This window comes from Lysinibacillus sp. FSL R5-0849, from assembly GCF_038595075.1.
Classification (GTDB): domain Bacteria; phylum Bacillota; class Bacilli; order Bacillales_A; family Planococcaceae; genus Lysinibacillus; species Lysinibacillus fusiformis.
Window position 1 is genome coordinate 2,936,527 of the sequence record NZ_CP152004.1, and the last position, 16,307, is coordinate 2,952,833.

General features: G+C 38.4%; 15 protein-coding genes. 1 reads left to right on the forward strand and 14 read right to left on the reverse strand.

Translation table 11 applies throughout. The features are described 5' to 3' along the window. Positions 1-9: 9 nt before the first annotated feature. Positions 10-1,437, reverse strand: a complete 1,428-nt coding sequence (gene lpdA, locus MKY80_RS14375) for a dihydrolipoyl dehydrogenase (protein ID WP_096365323.1) — start codon at positions 1,435-1,437, stop codon at positions 10-12. A 185-nt stretch (positions 1,438-1,622) separates the two neighbouring features. Next, the gene (locus MKY80_RS14380; protein WP_089986068.1) at positions 1,623-2,717 is read right to left on the reverse strand and encodes a Glu/Leu/Phe/Val dehydrogenase; all 1,095 of its coding nucleotides are present in this window, start codon (positions 2,715-2,717) and stop codon (positions 1,623-1,625) included. A gap of 389 nt (positions 2,718-3,106) precedes the next feature. On the opposite strand from MKY80_RS14380, the gene MKY80_RS14385 reads away from it, so the two are divergent. Continuing rightward, positions 3,107-3,343, forward strand: coding sequence for a DUF2627 family protein (locus tag MKY80_RS14385; protein WP_008179922.1), 237 nt, complete (start codon positions 3,107-3,109; stop codon positions 3,341-3,343). A 46-nt stretch (positions 3,344-3,389) separates the two neighbouring features. Here the strand turns inward: MKY80_RS14385 and MKY80_RS14390 are convergent, their stop codons facing one another. From MKY80_RS14390 to xseA, 12 genes are all read right to left on the reverse strand, one after another. Further along, positions 3,390-4,094, reverse strand: coding sequence for a glycerophosphodiester phosphodiesterase (locus tag MKY80_RS14390; RefSeq protein WP_342529915.1), 705 nt, complete (start codon positions 4,092-4,094; stop codon positions 3,390-3,392). A gap of 16 nt (positions 4,095-4,110) precedes the next feature. After that, entirely contained in the window at positions 4,111-5,682 is a 1,572-nt protein-coding gene (locus MKY80_RS14395) for a FapA family protein (RefSeq protein WP_008179917.1), read from the reverse strand. A gap of 333 nt (positions 5,683-6,015) precedes the next feature. Beyond that, positions 6,016-6,201, reverse strand: a complete 186-nt coding sequence (locus MKY80_RS14400; protein ID WP_008179914.1) for a hypothetical protein — start codon at positions 6,199-6,201, stop codon at positions 6,016-6,018. A 197-nt stretch (positions 6,202-6,398) separates the two neighbouring features. Beyond that, positions 6,399-7,190, reverse strand: coding sequence for a sporulation transcription factor Spo0A (gene spo0A, locus MKY80_RS14405; protein ID WP_008179911.1), 792 nt, complete (start codon positions 7,188-7,190; stop codon positions 6,399-6,401). A gap of 393 nt (positions 7,191-7,583) precedes the next feature. Further along, on the reverse strand, positions 7,584-8,531 hold the full coding sequence (locus tag MKY80_RS14410) for a SpoIVB peptidase S55 domain-containing protein (protein ID WP_008179909.1): 948 nt from the start codon (positions 8,529-8,531) through the stop codon (positions 7,584-7,586). Positions 8,532-8,652: 121 nt separating this feature from the next. Further along, positions 8,653-10,344, reverse strand: coding sequence for a DNA repair protein RecN (recN, locus tag MKY80_RS14415; RefSeq protein WP_008179907.1), 1,692 nt, complete (start codon positions 10,342-10,344; stop codon positions 8,653-8,655). 33 nt (positions 10,345-10,377) lie between these two features. Beyond that, the gene (gene argR, locus MKY80_RS14420; RefSeq protein ID WP_008179906.1) at positions 10,378-10,827 is read right to left on the reverse strand and encodes a transcriptional regulator ArgR; all 450 of its coding nucleotides are present in this window, start codon (positions 10,825-10,827) and stop codon (positions 10,378-10,380) included. 100 nt (positions 10,828-10,927) lie between these two features. Continuing rightward, on the reverse strand, positions 10,928-11,746 hold the full coding sequence (locus MKY80_RS14425; protein WP_008179905.1) for a TlyA family RNA methyltransferase: 819 nt from the start codon (positions 11,744-11,746) through the stop codon (positions 10,928-10,930). Next, the gene (gene dxs, locus MKY80_RS14430; RefSeq protein WP_043990667.1) at positions 11,746-13,647 is read right to left on the reverse strand and encodes a 1-deoxy-D-xylulose-5-phosphate synthase; all 1,902 of its coding nucleotides are present in this window, start codon (positions 13,645-13,647) and stop codon (positions 11,746-11,748) included. The genes MKY80_RS14425 and dxs overlap by 1 nt, the downstream gene beginning before the upstream one ends. A gap of 161 nt (positions 13,648-13,808) precedes the next feature. Further along, positions 13,809-14,690 (reverse strand): polyprenyl synthetase family protein, encoded by an 882-nt coding sequence (locus MKY80_RS14435; protein WP_089986071.1) that lies wholly within the window; start codon positions 14,688-14,690, stop codon positions 13,809-13,811. Positions 14,691-14,693: 3 nt separating this feature from the next. Further along, positions 14,694-14,927, reverse strand: coding sequence for an exodeoxyribonuclease VII small subunit (gene xseB / locus MKY80_RS14440; RefSeq protein ID WP_008179899.1), 234 nt, complete (start codon positions 14,925-14,927; stop codon positions 14,694-14,696). Continuing rightward, complete coding sequence (gene xseA / locus MKY80_RS14445) at positions 14,924-16,282, reverse strand: exodeoxyribonuclease VII large subunit (RefSeq protein WP_089986072.1); 1,359 nt, start codon at positions 16,280-16,282, stop codon at positions 14,924-14,926. The genes xseB and xseA overlap by 4 nt, the downstream gene beginning before the upstream one ends. Positions 16,283-16,307 lie beyond the last annotated feature (25 nt).

Below are 16,307 nucleotides of genomic sequence, written 5' to 3' on the forward strand. Positions count from 1 at the left end.
CAGAAAAATTTAAAAATGGATAGCACGACCATCAACTGCTAAAGCTGATTCCACTAATACCTCATTTAATGAAGGATGTGGATGGATTGCCTGACTAATTTCCCATGGCGTTGCATCCAATAATTTAGCTAAAGATGCTTCTCCAATTAAATCTGTCACGTGCGGCCCTACCATATGAATACCCAAAATATCATCTGTTTCTTCATCAGCAATAATTTTTACAAAACCTTCTGCTTCTCCATTTACCAATGCCTTACCAATTGCCTTGAACGGGAATTTACCAATCTTTAATGAAAAGCCTCGCTCTTTGGCAGCAACCTCTGTTAAACCGATGCTAGCAACTTCCGGATATGAATAAACGCATTTTGGTACGTTCAGATCATTTAAATGCTCGGTTTTACCTGTCGCAATATGCTCGATCGCTGACAGTCCTTCATGAGAAGCAACATGTGCTAACTGTAAGCCACCAATCACATCTCCAATGGCATACATATGTGATTCCTTCGTTTGATAAGAATCATTCACTTTAATGAAGCCATTTTCCACTTCGATTTCTGTATTTTCCAAACCAATATCTTGCGTGTTGGCTTCACGTCCTACACAAAGTAAAAGTTTATCAGCGTCAAAGATTTCTTCCTGATCATTCACTTTGGCAGAAATGAAAACGTTATCATTTTCTATTTTGAATGTATCTGCCTCTAAACGGGCATTTGTCACAATGCGAACTCCACGCTTTTCAAGCTGCTTTGTTACTTCTTTTACGATATCTGCATCTTCTGCAGGTAAGATAGTTGGTCCGTATTCTACCACTGTTACATTTACGCCAAAATCGCAAAGCATAGATGCCCACTCAATACCAATGACACCACCGCCAACGATTAACAATGATTTCGGTAAATGATCAAGCTCCAACGCATGATCTGAATTCATCACATATTGACCATCAACTGTTAATCCAGCCATACCTCGCGGCTTTGAGCCAGTTGCAATGACAACATTCGTCGGTACAAGCATTTCATTTTCTTCCCCATTAGACATTTCTACCGAGATCGTTCCTGGCATTGGTGAGAAAATAGAGGGACCTAAAATTCGTCCTGTACCATGATAAACATCTATTTTACCTTTTTTCATCAGTGTATTCACACCTTGGCTTAATTGCTCAACGATTGCTTGTTTCCTAGCTTGAACTTTGTCAAATTGCAGTGTTACACCTTCAATATCGACACCATATTCACTAGCTGTTTTATTAGCCATTCGATATACTTCTGCACTTCGAAGTAAGGCTTTACTTGGAATACAACCTTTATGCAAGCATGTTCCGCCTAAACGCTCCCGCTCTACAATAGCTGTTTTCAAGCCTAGTTGTGCAGCTCGGATGGCCGCAACGTAACCGCCTGTACCTCCACCTAAAATGACAACATCATAATTTTGAGCCATGTTTATTCCCCCTTTTGAGAAAAGTGCTAAAGTATTCTATCTATTAAACAAGCACCCTATCAATTAGCTTACGGTCTATCCTTGCTTAAGAAGAACTTTAGCTTTACTACAACGATGCTCTTATTTGTTGGTAAAATTAGAAGAAGTCGACAATGCGACTTCTCCAAATTTTCAAACCTTGTATATTAGCGACCGTGTAAAATATTTTTTTCATTTTTTAAGAATTGGCTGCGAGATTTCGCAACACGCGCAATGCGTTCTTCAGCTAAACGATTCGCTGCCACATATGTTGGAATGCCATCTCGTTTTGAAATAGCAAAGATCTTTTCAATACTATCATAAATACCGTCAACGCGTTTCAGAGCACGTTCACGATTATAGCCATATAATTCATCCGCAACGTTAATAACGCCACCAGCATTAATCACATAGTCTGGTGCATAGACAATCCCTAATTCATGTAGGTAATCACCATGACGTGAATCTTTTAACTGGTTATTAGCAGATCCAGCAATTACTTTTGCTTTTAGTTGTGGAATTGTTTCATCATTTAATATTGCACCTAAAGCACAAGGTGAGAAAATATCAACTTCTTGCGCGTAGATTTCATCTGGAGCTACTGCAATTGCGTCAAAGTCATTTACAACTCGATCAATTGCTGCCTGATTGATATCTGTTACAACAAGTTTTGCCCCTTCATTATGTAAATACTCACAAAGCTTGTAAGCTACATTTCCTAGACCTTGTACAGAAATTTTTAATCCCTCTAATGATTCTGAACCGAATGCTTCTTTTGCAGCCGCTTTCATACCGCGATAAACACCATACGCCGTTACTGGAGATGGGTTCCCTGATGAACCGAATGCAGGTGAAATTCCTGTTACATAATCTGTTTCCTCATGGATTAAATCCATATCTGTTACCGTTGTACCTACGTCTTCTGCAGTAATATAACGGCCATTTAAGCCTTGGATGAAACGACCTAATGCACGGAACATTTCTTCATTTTTATCTTTAAATGGGTCACCGATAATGACCGTTTTTCCACCGCCAAGGTTTAAACCAGCTGCCGCATTTTTGTAAGTCATGCCTCGTGCTAAACGCAATGCGTCTTCCACTGCATTTTCCTCTGAAGCATATGTCCACATACGTGCACCGCCTAATGCTGGTCCAAGTGTTGTGTCATGGATAGCGATAACCGCTTTTAACCCTGATGCTTCATCTTGGCAAAATACCAATTGTTCATAATCATACTTTTCCATATACTTGAAGATTTCCATGAAACTCGCCCCTTTGCTTTGGAAAGCGCATCCCCAAATGCCCGTCCCAATCAAGTTTTATCTAACAATTCTTTCCCTTATTGTCCTCTTCTCAGCAAAAAACTGAGCCCCATTTTACAGTAGGTGTTTAGACCCTTATACAGGAAGAAAAAAATTGTTTAGTAATGGATAATATTGCTCCACTTATTTTTACAATACTGACAAATTCACAATTTCGCAACTATTATTACACATTCTTATTTAAGTAAGAATTTTCTAAACATTCAGTAACAAAAACCACTTTATGCCCTGCCTAGCTTTGAGGAATAAATATTATATTGATTCCTCCCCTTTCTTGACATTCCCCCATCCACAGGTACAATTAATCATAGGAATAAGGAGGGGTATACATGGCCCGTTTAGCTGCATTTATTGTAATGCTTATTCCTGGTCTTATGGCTGCAGGCGGCATTAAATTTATGCGTGATACATTATTTGGAAAGCTTCTTTCGCCTTTCCCATTTTTATGGCTACAATTTGTAGTGGGTGTTATTTTCTTTGTGATAGGCTTCGGCTTTTTCGCAGGGTTTTTACTACATCGTGACCGCAAAAATGGAAAAGTAGCACCTCGCTTCCAAAAAAAATAAAAATAGCTATCCAAATAAGTCACATGGACTTACTGGATAGCTATTTTTATACTCGCTGCTGTGTAGTGATGACTTTATCAGGATAATCCGTAATCCAACCTAACACAGCATGGTGCGGATTCGTTAAGAACGGTTCATTACCATCAATGGCATAAAAACGACAGGCTTTGCCGCTTGTAACGCATGCCTCTAAATATCTTGGCTTGTAGTACCGTTTATGCATATGAACAGTATCAGCCGCTTTGTAATCAGCTAACAAATCCCATTTTAATTTTTTCGTGGCTATAAGAGCAGTTTCAAATTCGGGCCTATGTTTTTTCACCATTTCCAGTAATTCATAATGGAATGATGAGAAGTGGCTTCCTGTTGGTAATGAGAGCCCTTGAAGAAAATCTTTTAGCCCATTTTGATTGTCTAGAATGGTTGATTTTAATTCAATATTTAAAGGGAGCTTATTTGTTTTAGCCCATGCTAAAACTGCATCAAATGCTGGCATTTTAGCCGATGAAAAAAGACGCCTCCAAGGCTTTCCGAGTTTAAAACGCAATAACTCTTCCATCGTACAATCACTCACCAGTTTATTGATACCTACTAATCTTGACAATTGTGGATCATGGTACACAATTGGACATCCCTCTTTTGAAAATTGAATGTCTAACTCAATGCCATCAGCCCCCAACTCCAATGCCTTTTCGAAAGCTTTAAAGGTATTTTCAAGCGCATAGGCCGAAGCCCCTCGATGTGCAAACACTGGAATATAGGACGAATTAGACATTTAACTCACCAAACTCTAGCAGAAATTTCCCATTGGTCATTTTGCTTAATAAAGATGATTTTTTACCAATTTGAATATATGTTCCCGGATGCGCTTCCTTTGTGACAATAATCTCTTCTTTTCCAATATGACGCATTTCGTCCATTATCAGTTTAATTTCACGATCTAATGTAACAGCTTCTGCCTTTAATTTTGTTAAAGCCTGCTTGGTCTCTTCAAAAGACGCGGTTTGTTCTTTAGACATTTGATTGAGGAATGGTAATAAGCTTTTCATTTTGGACTCATGGGCTGCAATTTCTGATTGTAACTCTTTAAGCTGAACAGCTTTTTCCTGCATCATCGAATTATTCTCTTGTTTATTGACACTTTCAATAATCAAATCCGTTCGACGTTCCAATCGGTTACCTGATATGGCAGTGACAATCGTATTTTTAGCTACGGCACGTCCTCCAATAATTTTACCTTTTCGTTCGTCCACGAAAATAGAATGAGCGGAAAGTTGTGAACCTAATGCATAGAAGCCTATATGGATACTATCCGCCGCAAATAAATTTGCTTCGTTAACATGTTTGACAAAAATATTGCCACCCGCTTCCACAACTGTTGAGCCTAGACCAAAAATGCCACCGCGAATATAAACATCGCCTTCAATGGATTTAATTAGTTTGGCACCGCTTACACCTTCAGCACCATCAATAGAAATATCGCCAGTTGCAATAACCGTATAGCCATTTGTTACTGTTCCTTTAATACTAAGAGAACCATTAAATTCTAGATTTCCTGTTTCAACACCCACATCACCGTTAATAGGTAGGTGTCTGTTTACACCAATCATACCTTTCACATCATCTAGAACACCAGCAATTTTCGAGCGGATCACAATTTTCCCGTCCTCTTCCACTTCATATGCTGATTTTGTATCATATCGAATAGGAAAATCTCGTCCTGGTGCGGCAGCCACTACCTCACCTAGCACATTTTTCCCTGGTTTACCTAATGTAGCAGGAATCTTTTCACCTAGCCATGAGCCTTCTGAAATTTCTGAGATAAAATTCATATCAAAGTAATCCGCTTTTCCATCATCACGAATAACCGGTTTTCGCTCCGGTTTAGGTAAGTATGTAATTTGTGCATCCGTGCCTGCTATAGGTGGTTGCCCCTGTGCAATTAAAAATGCTTTTCCTGGTTCAGCCTTCGAAATATCAAAATCTAATATTCCATGCACTATTTCATTTTCCGCAAGTGTTTCTTGTACTTGCTGTGTTAGCTTTTCTTTATGATTTGCCATATATTCGTTTGTTTCATAGATAAAAATAGAGGCTGACATTTTATCACGGGCAATTTCAGCTTCTATATTTGGAAGCCAGCGTCCAATTTCTACTGGACTTGTGTTTTGAGTTGACAGCACATTTTTTAAAATTGAAAAATTAGATAATTTAAGTCGCGGATGACTACGTAGTATGCTATCAAATTCTTTTAATGGAAATCCGGCACTAAAAGTAAGCATAAATACCTTGCCATTCTCTTCAGAAATTTCGAAGTTTTCATTTCGAACTAGAATCAAGCTACCTCCTCCTTCCCTCTATATGTAAGTATATACAATCCACTTACATTTGTTTAGAGACCATTGTCACTAACGAGAAAGAAAATAGTACTACTTAATCATTAAAACATCCAACTATTTTTTATTTACAATAAATATAAATAGGCGTATAATACTAAAAAAATGTTTATCATTTAAGTTTCTTAATAAAATTACCCTTAAATAGAAGGTTATTCTATTAGGATAATTTGAACAAACAGTATTCCTACTCTATATATTATAGGATAGGATCGTCATAAAAATTAAATAATAAAGGTTCTTTAGAACTATAAAATTATCGGATATTAAGGCTCTTTATTCAAGATAGCTCTTTATATTTCCAATTTGAAAGGTCGCACCAAGCTGTCCCAATTCCTCCTTACTCATATATTGCATACTTATTTTACCGTCTAATACGAGTCGGACTTCAAATAAATGTTCCTCTAGTTGTGTAATTTCTAATGAGTCCATTCCATCTAATTGAAAGTTGACACTTTTCATTTTGATCACCTGCTTCTAATTTTATTACCATGCAGTACTCGTTTTCATCAGTATCATCGCTCATAAGATAATAGATACCCATCAAAAAAATACGCCTTTCTAAACAGTGGTCACACTGTCTAAAAATGGCGTTATAAAAACTCGAGGTATAATTGCTATATCAGTTTTTCTATCGTTTATTGCTAAAAATTTTAAGTTTAGCTAGCCATCATGTCGATGCGGATTTTGTCTGCAATCATAGCAATGAATTCACTATTTGTCGGCTTGGATTTCAAGTGATGCACCGTGTAGCCAAACATCGACGAAATGGATTCATAATTACCACGATTCCATGCAACTTCGATAGCATGACGAATTGCGCGTTCAACGCGTGATGGTGTCGTATTGAATTTTTTCGCGATTTCTGGATATAAAATCTTTGTCACAGATCCTAATAATTCAATATCCTCAAATACCATTTGAATGGCTTCACGCAAATAGGAATACCCTTTAATATGTGCAGGTACACCAATTTCTTTAATGATAGCTGTAATCGTGCTGTCTAATTGATGCTGATTTAATTTTTGAGGGACGGTAGGTTGTAAAACGCTTGTCTTTTTAGGAAGTGTCGCCTTCTGTCCAGCACAATGTAAAATCTTCTGCACTAATTGATCAAATTCAAATGGCTTTAGCATGAAATAAGATGCCCCTAAATCTACAGCCTGCTTCATGACATCTTCTTGGCCAAAAGCAGTTAACATAATTACTTGGACTGATGACATTTTCTCATTTTGATACATCGATTCTAAAACAGCTAAACCGTCAAGATGAGGCATGATTATATCTAGAAGTAAAACATCAGGTGTAAATTCCTCAAGCATTTGTAGACAAACTTTTCCGTTTGAAGCCGTAGCAATAATTTCTATTTCGGCATGCCCCTGGAAATATTGCTCCATTGTTTTTAATAACTCACGATTATCATCTGCAATCGCTACTTTTACCTTTGTCATTTCAATTCCTCCTTCTGGACTTGCTTTGAACACTCCAAAGCGTTAACCTAACCCCTAAATGCCGTTTTTGGCACACTGTGGAATTTTCGACATTTTTGTTTAAAAACCTTTTTCATTTCCAAAAATGAGTATGTAGTCCGATACTTTCTTTTAATATCGACAAGTTGTGCTAAATATTGGCAAACTGTCGAAACACTCTTATTACCTATTTTAGATAAAAAAATAAGATAAAACTACAGTTTTTTTAAATATCATGACTCCTTTCGGTTATTATTAGAAATACTTGTTGAATTCAAAGTGTTTTTAACATAAAGATAAAAACCCGCAAGTTTCCAGCGGGCACCTGTTCTGCCTGCGGAAAATGCGGATTTTTACCAAATGCCATCCCACTTTTTAAGAAGACTTTCTTAACATTTCAGCTACTGTTAGAGCTGCTCCCTTTTTCGGCTCCTCCACAAACATATGTGTTACAGCACCGACAAATCGACCGTCTTGAATGATAGGACTGCCACTCATTCCTTGCAAAATTCCACCCGTTTTTTCAATGAGCTTTTCGTCAGAAACTATAAATTCAAGTCGTTCATTTTCAACTTTTGTTATTTCAATGGAAAAAGTTTCGACTTTTCGGCCTTCAATGGCTGTATATATTTCCGCTTTCCCCGTTTTTATATCTTTTTCATGCATAATTTCAATCGCTTTGGGTAATCTTTGTGGATAGCCTTCTTCCCAACGGCCAAAAATTCCATAAACAGTATTTTTATCTATACTACCCAGTCGTTCCTGATGTTTTTCAATGGAGGAAATTTTGTAACCTGGTTGGCCAGGCGTACTTTTACGGATTTGTTGAATTGAAGCTAAAAAAATGGAGCCAGCTCTAAATACAGGGGCCTCTTGTAGGGTTGAATCAACAATTTGATGACCTAGTGCACCATAGTTTTTTGTCTCTGGATCAATATAAGTCAGTGTTCCTACTCCATCTGTTTCATCTTTTAAGAAGGATATGATATGCTCTGCTTCTTGATTTTGTAATTCGAGTGTAACTTGTTTTCCGTCATTATTGATCGTCCATTTCTGTTGGCCTTCTTTAGCCATAGCTTGTTTGGCGTCTGCCAGCGATTTTACAGGTATATCATTAATTTTTTCAATCACTGCGCCACCTTTCATCCACTGATTGGAAGCTAACAGTACATCATGCGCTACGAACACATGTGATAATTGAAGTTGGATTCCAATGGCTTCACCCATCGGTATAAGCTTTTTGGCGGCTAAAGCTTGTATAGGCATCACTAACAAAAAGATGAGCATAGGCAAAATGACTAATTGACGCCAACGACGATTCATACGACACCTCCTTTTCATTTTTGTCTTTTTACTATGTGTTGTTGTGGCGTTCTTATAAGCGGTAAATATTTGTGCAAAAAGAAAAAAACCAGAAACAGGTTTAACTGTTTCTGGTATATGGTTAACGCATTTGTTTTTTACGCTCTTCTGCCATTGTTAATAACTCCGTTGCATGCTGTAGTGTTAAAGCCGTAATTTCTGTTCCAGACATCATACGGCTGACTTCTTCAATTCGTGCCTTTTGATCAATTTCTGATAAAGACGTAAATGTTCGATCATGCTCGACTTCTTTCTTAATGAAGTAATGATGATCAGCCATCGCAGCTACTTGAGGTAAATGTGAAATACATAGCACTTGAGAATTAATGGATACCGCAGCAATTTTTTCTGCAATGGCTTGTGCCACTCTTCCACTAACTCCTGTGTCCACTTCATCAAAAATGATGGATGTGATACCATTAGAAGAAGAGAAAATAGTTTTCAGCGCCAGCATCATTCGTGATAATTCTCCTCCCGAGGCAATTTTCGGTAAGGACTTTGGCGGTTCTCCAACATTGGTAGAAATATAAAAAATAATTTGATCTTTTCCATTTGCATCGAAATATGGTAATTCTTCAAAATTGACAATAAATTTAGCTTTTTCCATATGTAATTCCCGTAACTCTGCCATAATGGCTTCACTTAACTGTTGGGCAGCAGCTTTACGCACAATTGAAAGTTCTGTAGCAAGCTCATTAAGAACCGATTCCATTTCAAGCACTCTTCGTTCTTTCACCTGCAAAATTTCATCGCGATTTAGCAGTTCATTTAACTCTATTTTTATTTTTTCAAAATACGCTAAAATGTCCTCCACAGTCGAACCATATTTGCGTTTTAAATTTTGGAATAGTGCTAATCGTTGTTCTACCTCATTTAAACGCGCTGGATCAAACTCCAATTCATCTAATACATTTTTGACCTGATAAGCCGCATCTTGTAGCGCATAAAAAGCCGATGTCACTGCCTCAGAAGCTTCTTTAAATTGCTCGTCAACTGTTGCTGCATCATCCAAAGCACCCATTGCATTCCCAATCCAATCAAGACCTTTTGATTCTCCCTGAATGGCCTCATAGGCAGCACTAGAACGTTCAAAAATTTTATTATAATTCATGAGACGACGGCGTTCATCAAGAAGTTCATCTTCCTCACCTAGCCTTAAATTGGCTTCTTCTAGCTCTTTTATTTGGAATTGATACAAATCAATGCGTTGTGCCATTAATTGTTCATCGATGGAAATCGAGGCTAAGTCCTTTTTCAGCAATCGATATTCTTCATATTGTTCGCTGTATGTTTTTTGAATAGGTAGCAGCTGCTCTTCTGCAAACTGGTCGAGTAAATTGATATGCTGTTTTTCATCCATCAGCTCTTGGTTTTCATGTTGGCCATGAATATCAATGAGACTCCCACCAATTTCTCTCAGTACTGATAATGGCACAAGTTTACCATTTACACGGCAAATACTTTTCCCAGAATCATTTAAATCACGACGTAAAATAACTGTCTCTTCTTCAATCTCAATGCCTGCTTCTTCTAATTTTTTCAGCACAGGATGCGTGGAATTCGAAATTTGAAATAAGCCACCTAATTCAGCCTTTCTTGCCCCATGACGAATAAATTCAGTATTTCCCCGTCCACCAGCAAGTAAATGAACAGCATCAATGATAATAGATTTACCAGCACCAGTTTCCCCCGTTAGTACAGTCAAACCTTCTGAAAAACTCACAGTCAAATCCTCAATGATAGCAAAGTTTCGAATACTAAGCTCTCTTAACACAAATTGTCACCTCTGAATCCATTTCCCCATTTTTTAAAGCATGTCTAGTAAGCGATTTTTAGTATTTTCCCGCTCATTTTCATTTCGACAAATAATTAAAATGGTATCGTCTCCAGAAATTGTACCTAAAATTTCTGGCCAATCTAAATGGTCTAGTAAGGATGCAATCGCATTCGCATTACCTGGAAGAGCTTTCATCACTAAAAAATGCGATGCTCCATCAATGCTTATAAAGGCATCCGCTAATGCGCGATGTAATTTTTGCACTGGGTTAAATCGTTGATCAGCGGGTAAGCTATACTTATAGCGACCGTCCTGTAATGGTACTTTCACCAAATGTAGTTCTTTAATATCTCTTGATACCGTAGCTTGTGTCACATTATAGCCTGCATCTTTTAGGAAATCGACTAAATCATCTTGTGTTTCAATTTCATGATTCGCAATAATATCCCGAATTCGTATATGTCTTTGTCCTTTATTCATCGTAGCCACCTCTAATAAATAATTAAATATGTGTATAATCACACTACCATTTTCAACAAAAAAGCACAAGAAAAAACACGGCTCTATAAGCGAGCACGTGTTATTTTAAAGAATTATGCGCTTCTTCAACGAGTGCATTAAAAGCTGTATATGCAGGAATGTCTTCTTCTCCAATAGGATTCACTAAATGGAATAAAAATTCAATATTTCCTTCCCCACCTGTTATCGGGGAATAAGAAGCATCCTTTACAACAAATCCAATTTCTGTGGCCATTGCCGCTGTTTTTTCTAATACTTCGAGATGGACTTTTTTATCACGAACGATACCTTTTTTTCCAACTTTATCTTTTCCCGCCTCAAACTGCGGTTTCACCAATGCCATCACATCGCCACCTGGTAGCAATACTGTTTTTAACACCGGTAAAATTAATGATAAAGAAATAAAACTAACATCTATTGTAGCAAAATCAGGTAAACCTTCAGATAAATCTGCTGCCGTAGTATAACGGAAATTAGTTTTTTCCATGACGGTAACACGTTCATCTGACCGAATTTTCCACGCTAATTGATTGGATCCCACATCCAGTGCATAGCCATGTCTTGCGCCATGTTGCAATGCACAATCTGTAAACCCACCTGTAGAGGAGCCAATGTCAAGCATTAGCTTCCCTTCTACAGACATATCAAAAATTTGTAGGGCCTTTTCTAGCTTCAGACCACCACGACTAACATATTTTAAATCGGAACCTTTTACTTGTAGAGGCGCATCGATAGCAATTTTTTCTCCTGCTTTATCGATTCGTATTTCATTTGAAAAAACAAGTCCCGCCATAATGGAACGTTTTGCTTTTTCTCTTGTTTCACATAATCCACGCTCTACAAGTAAAATATCCACTCGTTCTTTTGGTTGTTTTGTCATTATTTATTTAAACCTACTTGCTGTTTTTGTTGAAGTAATACTTGCATACGTGCTGCTGCATCCTCTGCTGTCATATGAATTTCTTCGAGCAGTTGATCAACGTTACCATGTTCGATATATTGATCTGGAATACCCATTCGATCAACAATTGCATTGAGATAGCCATGGTCGTGAGCAAATTCTAATACTCCGCTACCAAATCCGCCTTTTAGGACAGCTTCTTCGATGGTTAATATCGGTTTATGATTGGATAAAATTCGGTGTAGCATATCCTCATCCATTGGTTTGATAAAGCGTGCATTGACCACCTCGATATCAATCCCTTGCTGCGCTAACATATCTGCTGCTTGCATGGCCATCGGAATCGTTGTGCCAAATGTCAAAATGGAACCATCTTTTCCTTCTCGTAAAACTTCCCAGCTACCAATTGGTAATGCGACAAGCTCATCATCTAGTGGAACGCCAATCCCATTACCACGTGGGTAACGTAGTGCAATTGGACCACCATCGTACTCAATAGCTGTTTTAACCATATGTTGCCCTTCATTTTCATCCTTAGGCATCATAATCGTCATATTTGGAATATGACGTAGGAAAGCGATATCAAATACGCCCTGATGCGTTTCACCATCTGCCCCAACTAAACCAGCACGATCAATACCGATAAAGACATTTAAATTAGGACGCGCAATATCATGCAACACTTGGTCATAAGCACGTTGTAGGAATGTTGAATAAATCGCTAAAAACGGCTTCATATTTTGTGTAGCTAAACCCGCTGCCATTGTTGCTGCATGTTGCTCGGCAATCCCCACATCGAAGAAACGATTTGGAAAGTCTTGTTGAATACCCTGTAATTTTGACCCGACAGGCATAGCAGGTGTGATCGTCACGACTCGCTCATCTTCATGAGCAATTTTACGAACAGTTTCTGCAATTAAACTACTCCATGCTGGTCCTTTAGTCTCTGACTTCACAAAGGCACCATTTTCAATTTTATAAGGACCTGTTCCATGCCAATTACCGATCGTATCGTCTTCAGCAGGTTTATAGCCCTTTCCTTTTTTCGTAATTACGTGAACAAGGACTGGCCCCTTCACTTTTTTTGCATGGGATAATGTCATTTCCAATGCTTCAAAATCATGACCATCAATAGGACCAAGATATTTAAAGCCTAATTCCTCAAAAAAGACACCTGACACCACTAAATATTTTAAGCTGTCCTTAAGTCGTTCCGCGGTAGAAGCAAGCTTCCCACCTAATACCGGAATTTTATTAATAAGTGATTCTAGCTCTTCTTTGGCTTTTGAATACTCCTTGGCAGTACGCAAACGACCTAAAACACTGTGAAGCGCACCAACGTTTGGAGCAATGGACATTTCATTATCATTTAGGATAACAATCATATTCGTTTTCGCATGACCGATATGATTTAACGCTTCAAGCGCCATACCGCCAGTTAAAGCGCCATCCCCAATAATAGGAATTACATAGTTATGTTCTTTTTTAATATCACGTGCTGCTGCCATACCCATGGCTGCTGATAAGGAAGTCGAGCTATGACCTGTTTCCCATTCATCATGTTCACTCTCCACGCGCTTTGGAAATCCACAAAGCCCTTTGAACTGACGTAGTGTGTCAAATTGACTCGCACGACCTGTTAAAATTTTATGCACGTAAGCTTGGTGGCCAACATCCCACAAAAACTTATCTTTTGGACTGTCAAACATTTTATGCAACATGATCGTAAGCTCGACTACTCCTAAATTCGGGCCGATATGTCCACCTGTGACAGAACATTTTTCGATTAAGAAGGTACGAATTTCTTGCGCTACCTGCTCAAGCTCCTTCTTATTTAAGTTTTTTAAAAAGGATGGACTAGTTATTTTATTTAAATCCACCTTTCTCACACACCTTTTCAATAAAATATTCACCGCATTTGTTTTCACTATTATAGCAGTGTTATCAATATGCTAAAAGTACGAGCACTTCATTGTTTACAATTTGTAAACGTTCCCACCTATTCTAGCATATTCTTTTCCTTCAATGCCTTGATTTTCTCTCAGTTTTTACGATGAACAATATATGCCGCAAAGTCTCGTAATAAGCTAGCATCTATTGGTAATTGATCGAGTGCATTAATAGCATGTTGATAATGCTCAGCAAGCTTTTCTTTCGCTCCATTTAGCGTTAAAAGTGCTGGGTAAGTACTCTTATCACTAGCTACATCTTTCCCAGCCGTTTTTCCTAGTTCCTCTGTTGTTCCTTCGATATCTAAAATATCGTCTTGGATTTGGAAAGCTAGGCCGATGTGATGGGCATATTCCTTCAATGTAGCACGGTCTTGTTTAGATGCGTCTGCTAATACGGCTCCCGCTTCAATACTAAATCTTAATAAAGCACCGGTTTTATTAACATGGACTTGCTCCAGTTCAGTTAAATCAAGCTGACGCTGCTCACCTTCCATATCCAGTACTTGACCACCAACCATGCCCTCAGCACCTGCGGCAACGCTTAACAATTGAACAAGCTCGATCCGCTTTTCAGCCGTTACTTCCATACGGGCTAAAATACCAAACGCCAATGTGTTTAATGCATCTCCCGCCAGTGTTGCAAGTGCTTCTCCATAAACTTTGTGGTTTGTTGGCTTGCCTCTTCTAAAATCATCATTATCCATGCTTGGTAAGTCATCATGGATTAACGAATACGTATGAATGATTTCAATGACAGATCCTACAATTAAACCATCCTGTAATTTTTTTTGATAAAGCTCCAGGACAGCTAATACAAAAAGTGGTCGAATGCGTTTACCGCCTGCCTTTAATGAATATAGCATGGAGTCCTTTAAATCTACTGGAGCATCAATTTTTGAAACAAGTGCAAACATCGTTTCTTCGATTTGTGGTATGTTGCTTTCGATAAAGTACTTTAATGGCTCATTCATTTCCTAATTCTCTCCCTTTAGTGGATCAAATGCTGTTGTTTCACCTGTCTCTTGGACAATAGATACTAGCTGCTCTTCAGCATGCTGCAGTTTACTATGGCAAAACTTTGATAGCTCCATTCCTTGCTTGTATAAATCAATCGCATTTTCCAATGGTACATCGCCTTGTTCTAGCTGGCGAACTATTTCTTCCAATGCCGTCATAGCTTCTGCGAAAGTTTGTTGTTTTTCTGTCACAACGATTCCCCCTCATTCTTTGGCAAAATATCCTTCACTTCAGCCACAACCTTCCCATCATGGAAAGTCAATGTCAGATGATCCTGCTTCTGCACGTCAGTGGATGATTTAATCATCTGTTGATCTTTATAAGCGACTGTAAATCCTCTTGTTAAAATGGATAATGGATTTAATGCTTCTAATGTTCGAATAGTTGCCTCAAATTGTTGTTGCTGCTTCGCTACATAATACGTTGTAGCACGTGTTAATTGTTGCATGCGCGCTTCTAGCTCCCGTTGATGGAAGGCAAGTGCTTTTTTTGGTGAATGTTGTGCCACCGTACTATGTAATTGCTGAAGCTGAGCACTTTTCTTCATCAAATCTACTTGCATGGCTGTTTGCAATCCTGACTCGAGCTGTGCCAATCTTTCAGTAAACGGTCGATATAGTCTTTCTGGCATTGACAGTGGATAAGACTGTTGGAGCTTATTAAGACGCTGTCGTTCAGCCATAAGTTGCGACCTAACCATTTGATGAATTTGAGATTTTTGGGAAAGTACCCGTTGGAATAGCTCCGCTTGATCTGGGACTGCCATCTCAGCGGCGGCTGTTGGTGTAGGTGCACGTAAATCAGAAACATAATCGGCAATTGTCGTATCTGTTTCATGACCAACTGCGCTAATAATAGGAATTCTACTGTCAAAAATAGCTCTCGCCACTATTTCTTCATTGAATGCCCATAAATCCTCGATCGAGCCTCCCCCGCGTCCAACAATCAACACTTGACAAGTTGCCTCTTGATTGGCACGTTGAATGTTTTGTACAATATTTGGTGCCGCCTGTGCTCCTTGTACAAGTGTAGGGTAAATCAGAATTTCAGCTAGAGGGTAACGTCTCTTTAAAGTCGTACAAATATCTCGAATCGCTGCTCCTGTCGTTGATGTTAGCACACCTATTTTTTCAGGAAACTTTGGAATCGATTGTTTCCATTCTAATTTAAAAAGCCCTTCTTTTTGTAATTGCTCTTTTAATTGATTAAAGGCAACAAATAGACTACCTATACCATCCGGTTGCATTTCTTGGACATATAGCTGATAAGTCCCGTAGCCTTCGTAAACGTTTACATCACCACGGATAAATACTTGCATACCTTCTTTTGGTTCAAATGCTAATTTCGTGGCAGCCGTTTTAAACATCGTGGCAGCAATTCTTGCCCCATCATCCTTTAATGTAAAGTAAATATGGCCAGATTGATGAATTTTTACATTTGATAGCTCACCTTTCACATACACTTCGCGTAGGTGAGGGTCCGCATCGAATTTTCGTTTAATATATTTTGTTAATGCTTTTACAGTTAAATAAGAAGCAGAGGACATGTTTTCGGCTCCTTTACTAAGATCA

Excerpts from the sequence above, each read along its gene's own strand:
- lpdA (WP_096365323.1), bottom strand. The coding sequence starts at position 1,437 with ATGGCTCAAAATTATGATGTTGTCATTTTAGGTGGAGGTACAGGCGGT.
- MKY80_RS14380 (WP_089986068.1), bottom strand. The coding sequence starts at position 2,717 with ATGGAAATCTTCAAGTATATGGAAAAGTATGATTATGAACAATTGGTA.
- MKY80_RS14385 (WP_008179922.1), top strand. The coding sequence starts at position 3,107 with ATGGCCCGTTTAGCTGCATTTATTGTAATGCTTATTCCTGGTCTTATG.
- MKY80_RS14400 (WP_008179914.1), bottom strand. The coding sequence starts at position 6,201 with ATGAAAAGTGTCAACTTTCAATTAGATGGAATGGACTCATTAGAAATT.
- spo0A (WP_008179911.1), bottom strand. The coding sequence starts at position 7,190 with ATGACAAAGGTAAAAGTAGCGATTGCAGATGATAATCGTGAGTTATTA.
- MKY80_RS14410 (WP_008179909.1), bottom strand. The coding sequence starts at position 8,531 with ATGAATCGTCGTTGGCGTCAATTAGTCATTTTGCCTATGCTCATCTTT.
- argR (WP_008179906.1), bottom strand. The coding sequence starts at position 10,827 with ATGAATAAAGGACAAAGACATATACGAATTCGGGATATTATTGCGAAT.
- MKY80_RS14425 (WP_008179905.1), bottom strand. The coding sequence starts at position 11,746 with ATGACAAAACAACCAAAAGAACGAGTGGATATTTTACTTGTAGAGCGT.
- MKY80_RS14435 (WP_089986071.1), bottom strand. The coding sequence starts at position 14,690 with ATGAATGAGCCATTAAAGTACTTTATCGAAAGCAACATACCACAAATC.
- xseA (WP_089986072.1), bottom strand. The coding sequence starts at position 16,282 with ATGTCCTCTGCTTCTTATTTAACTGTAAAAGCATTAACAAAATATATT.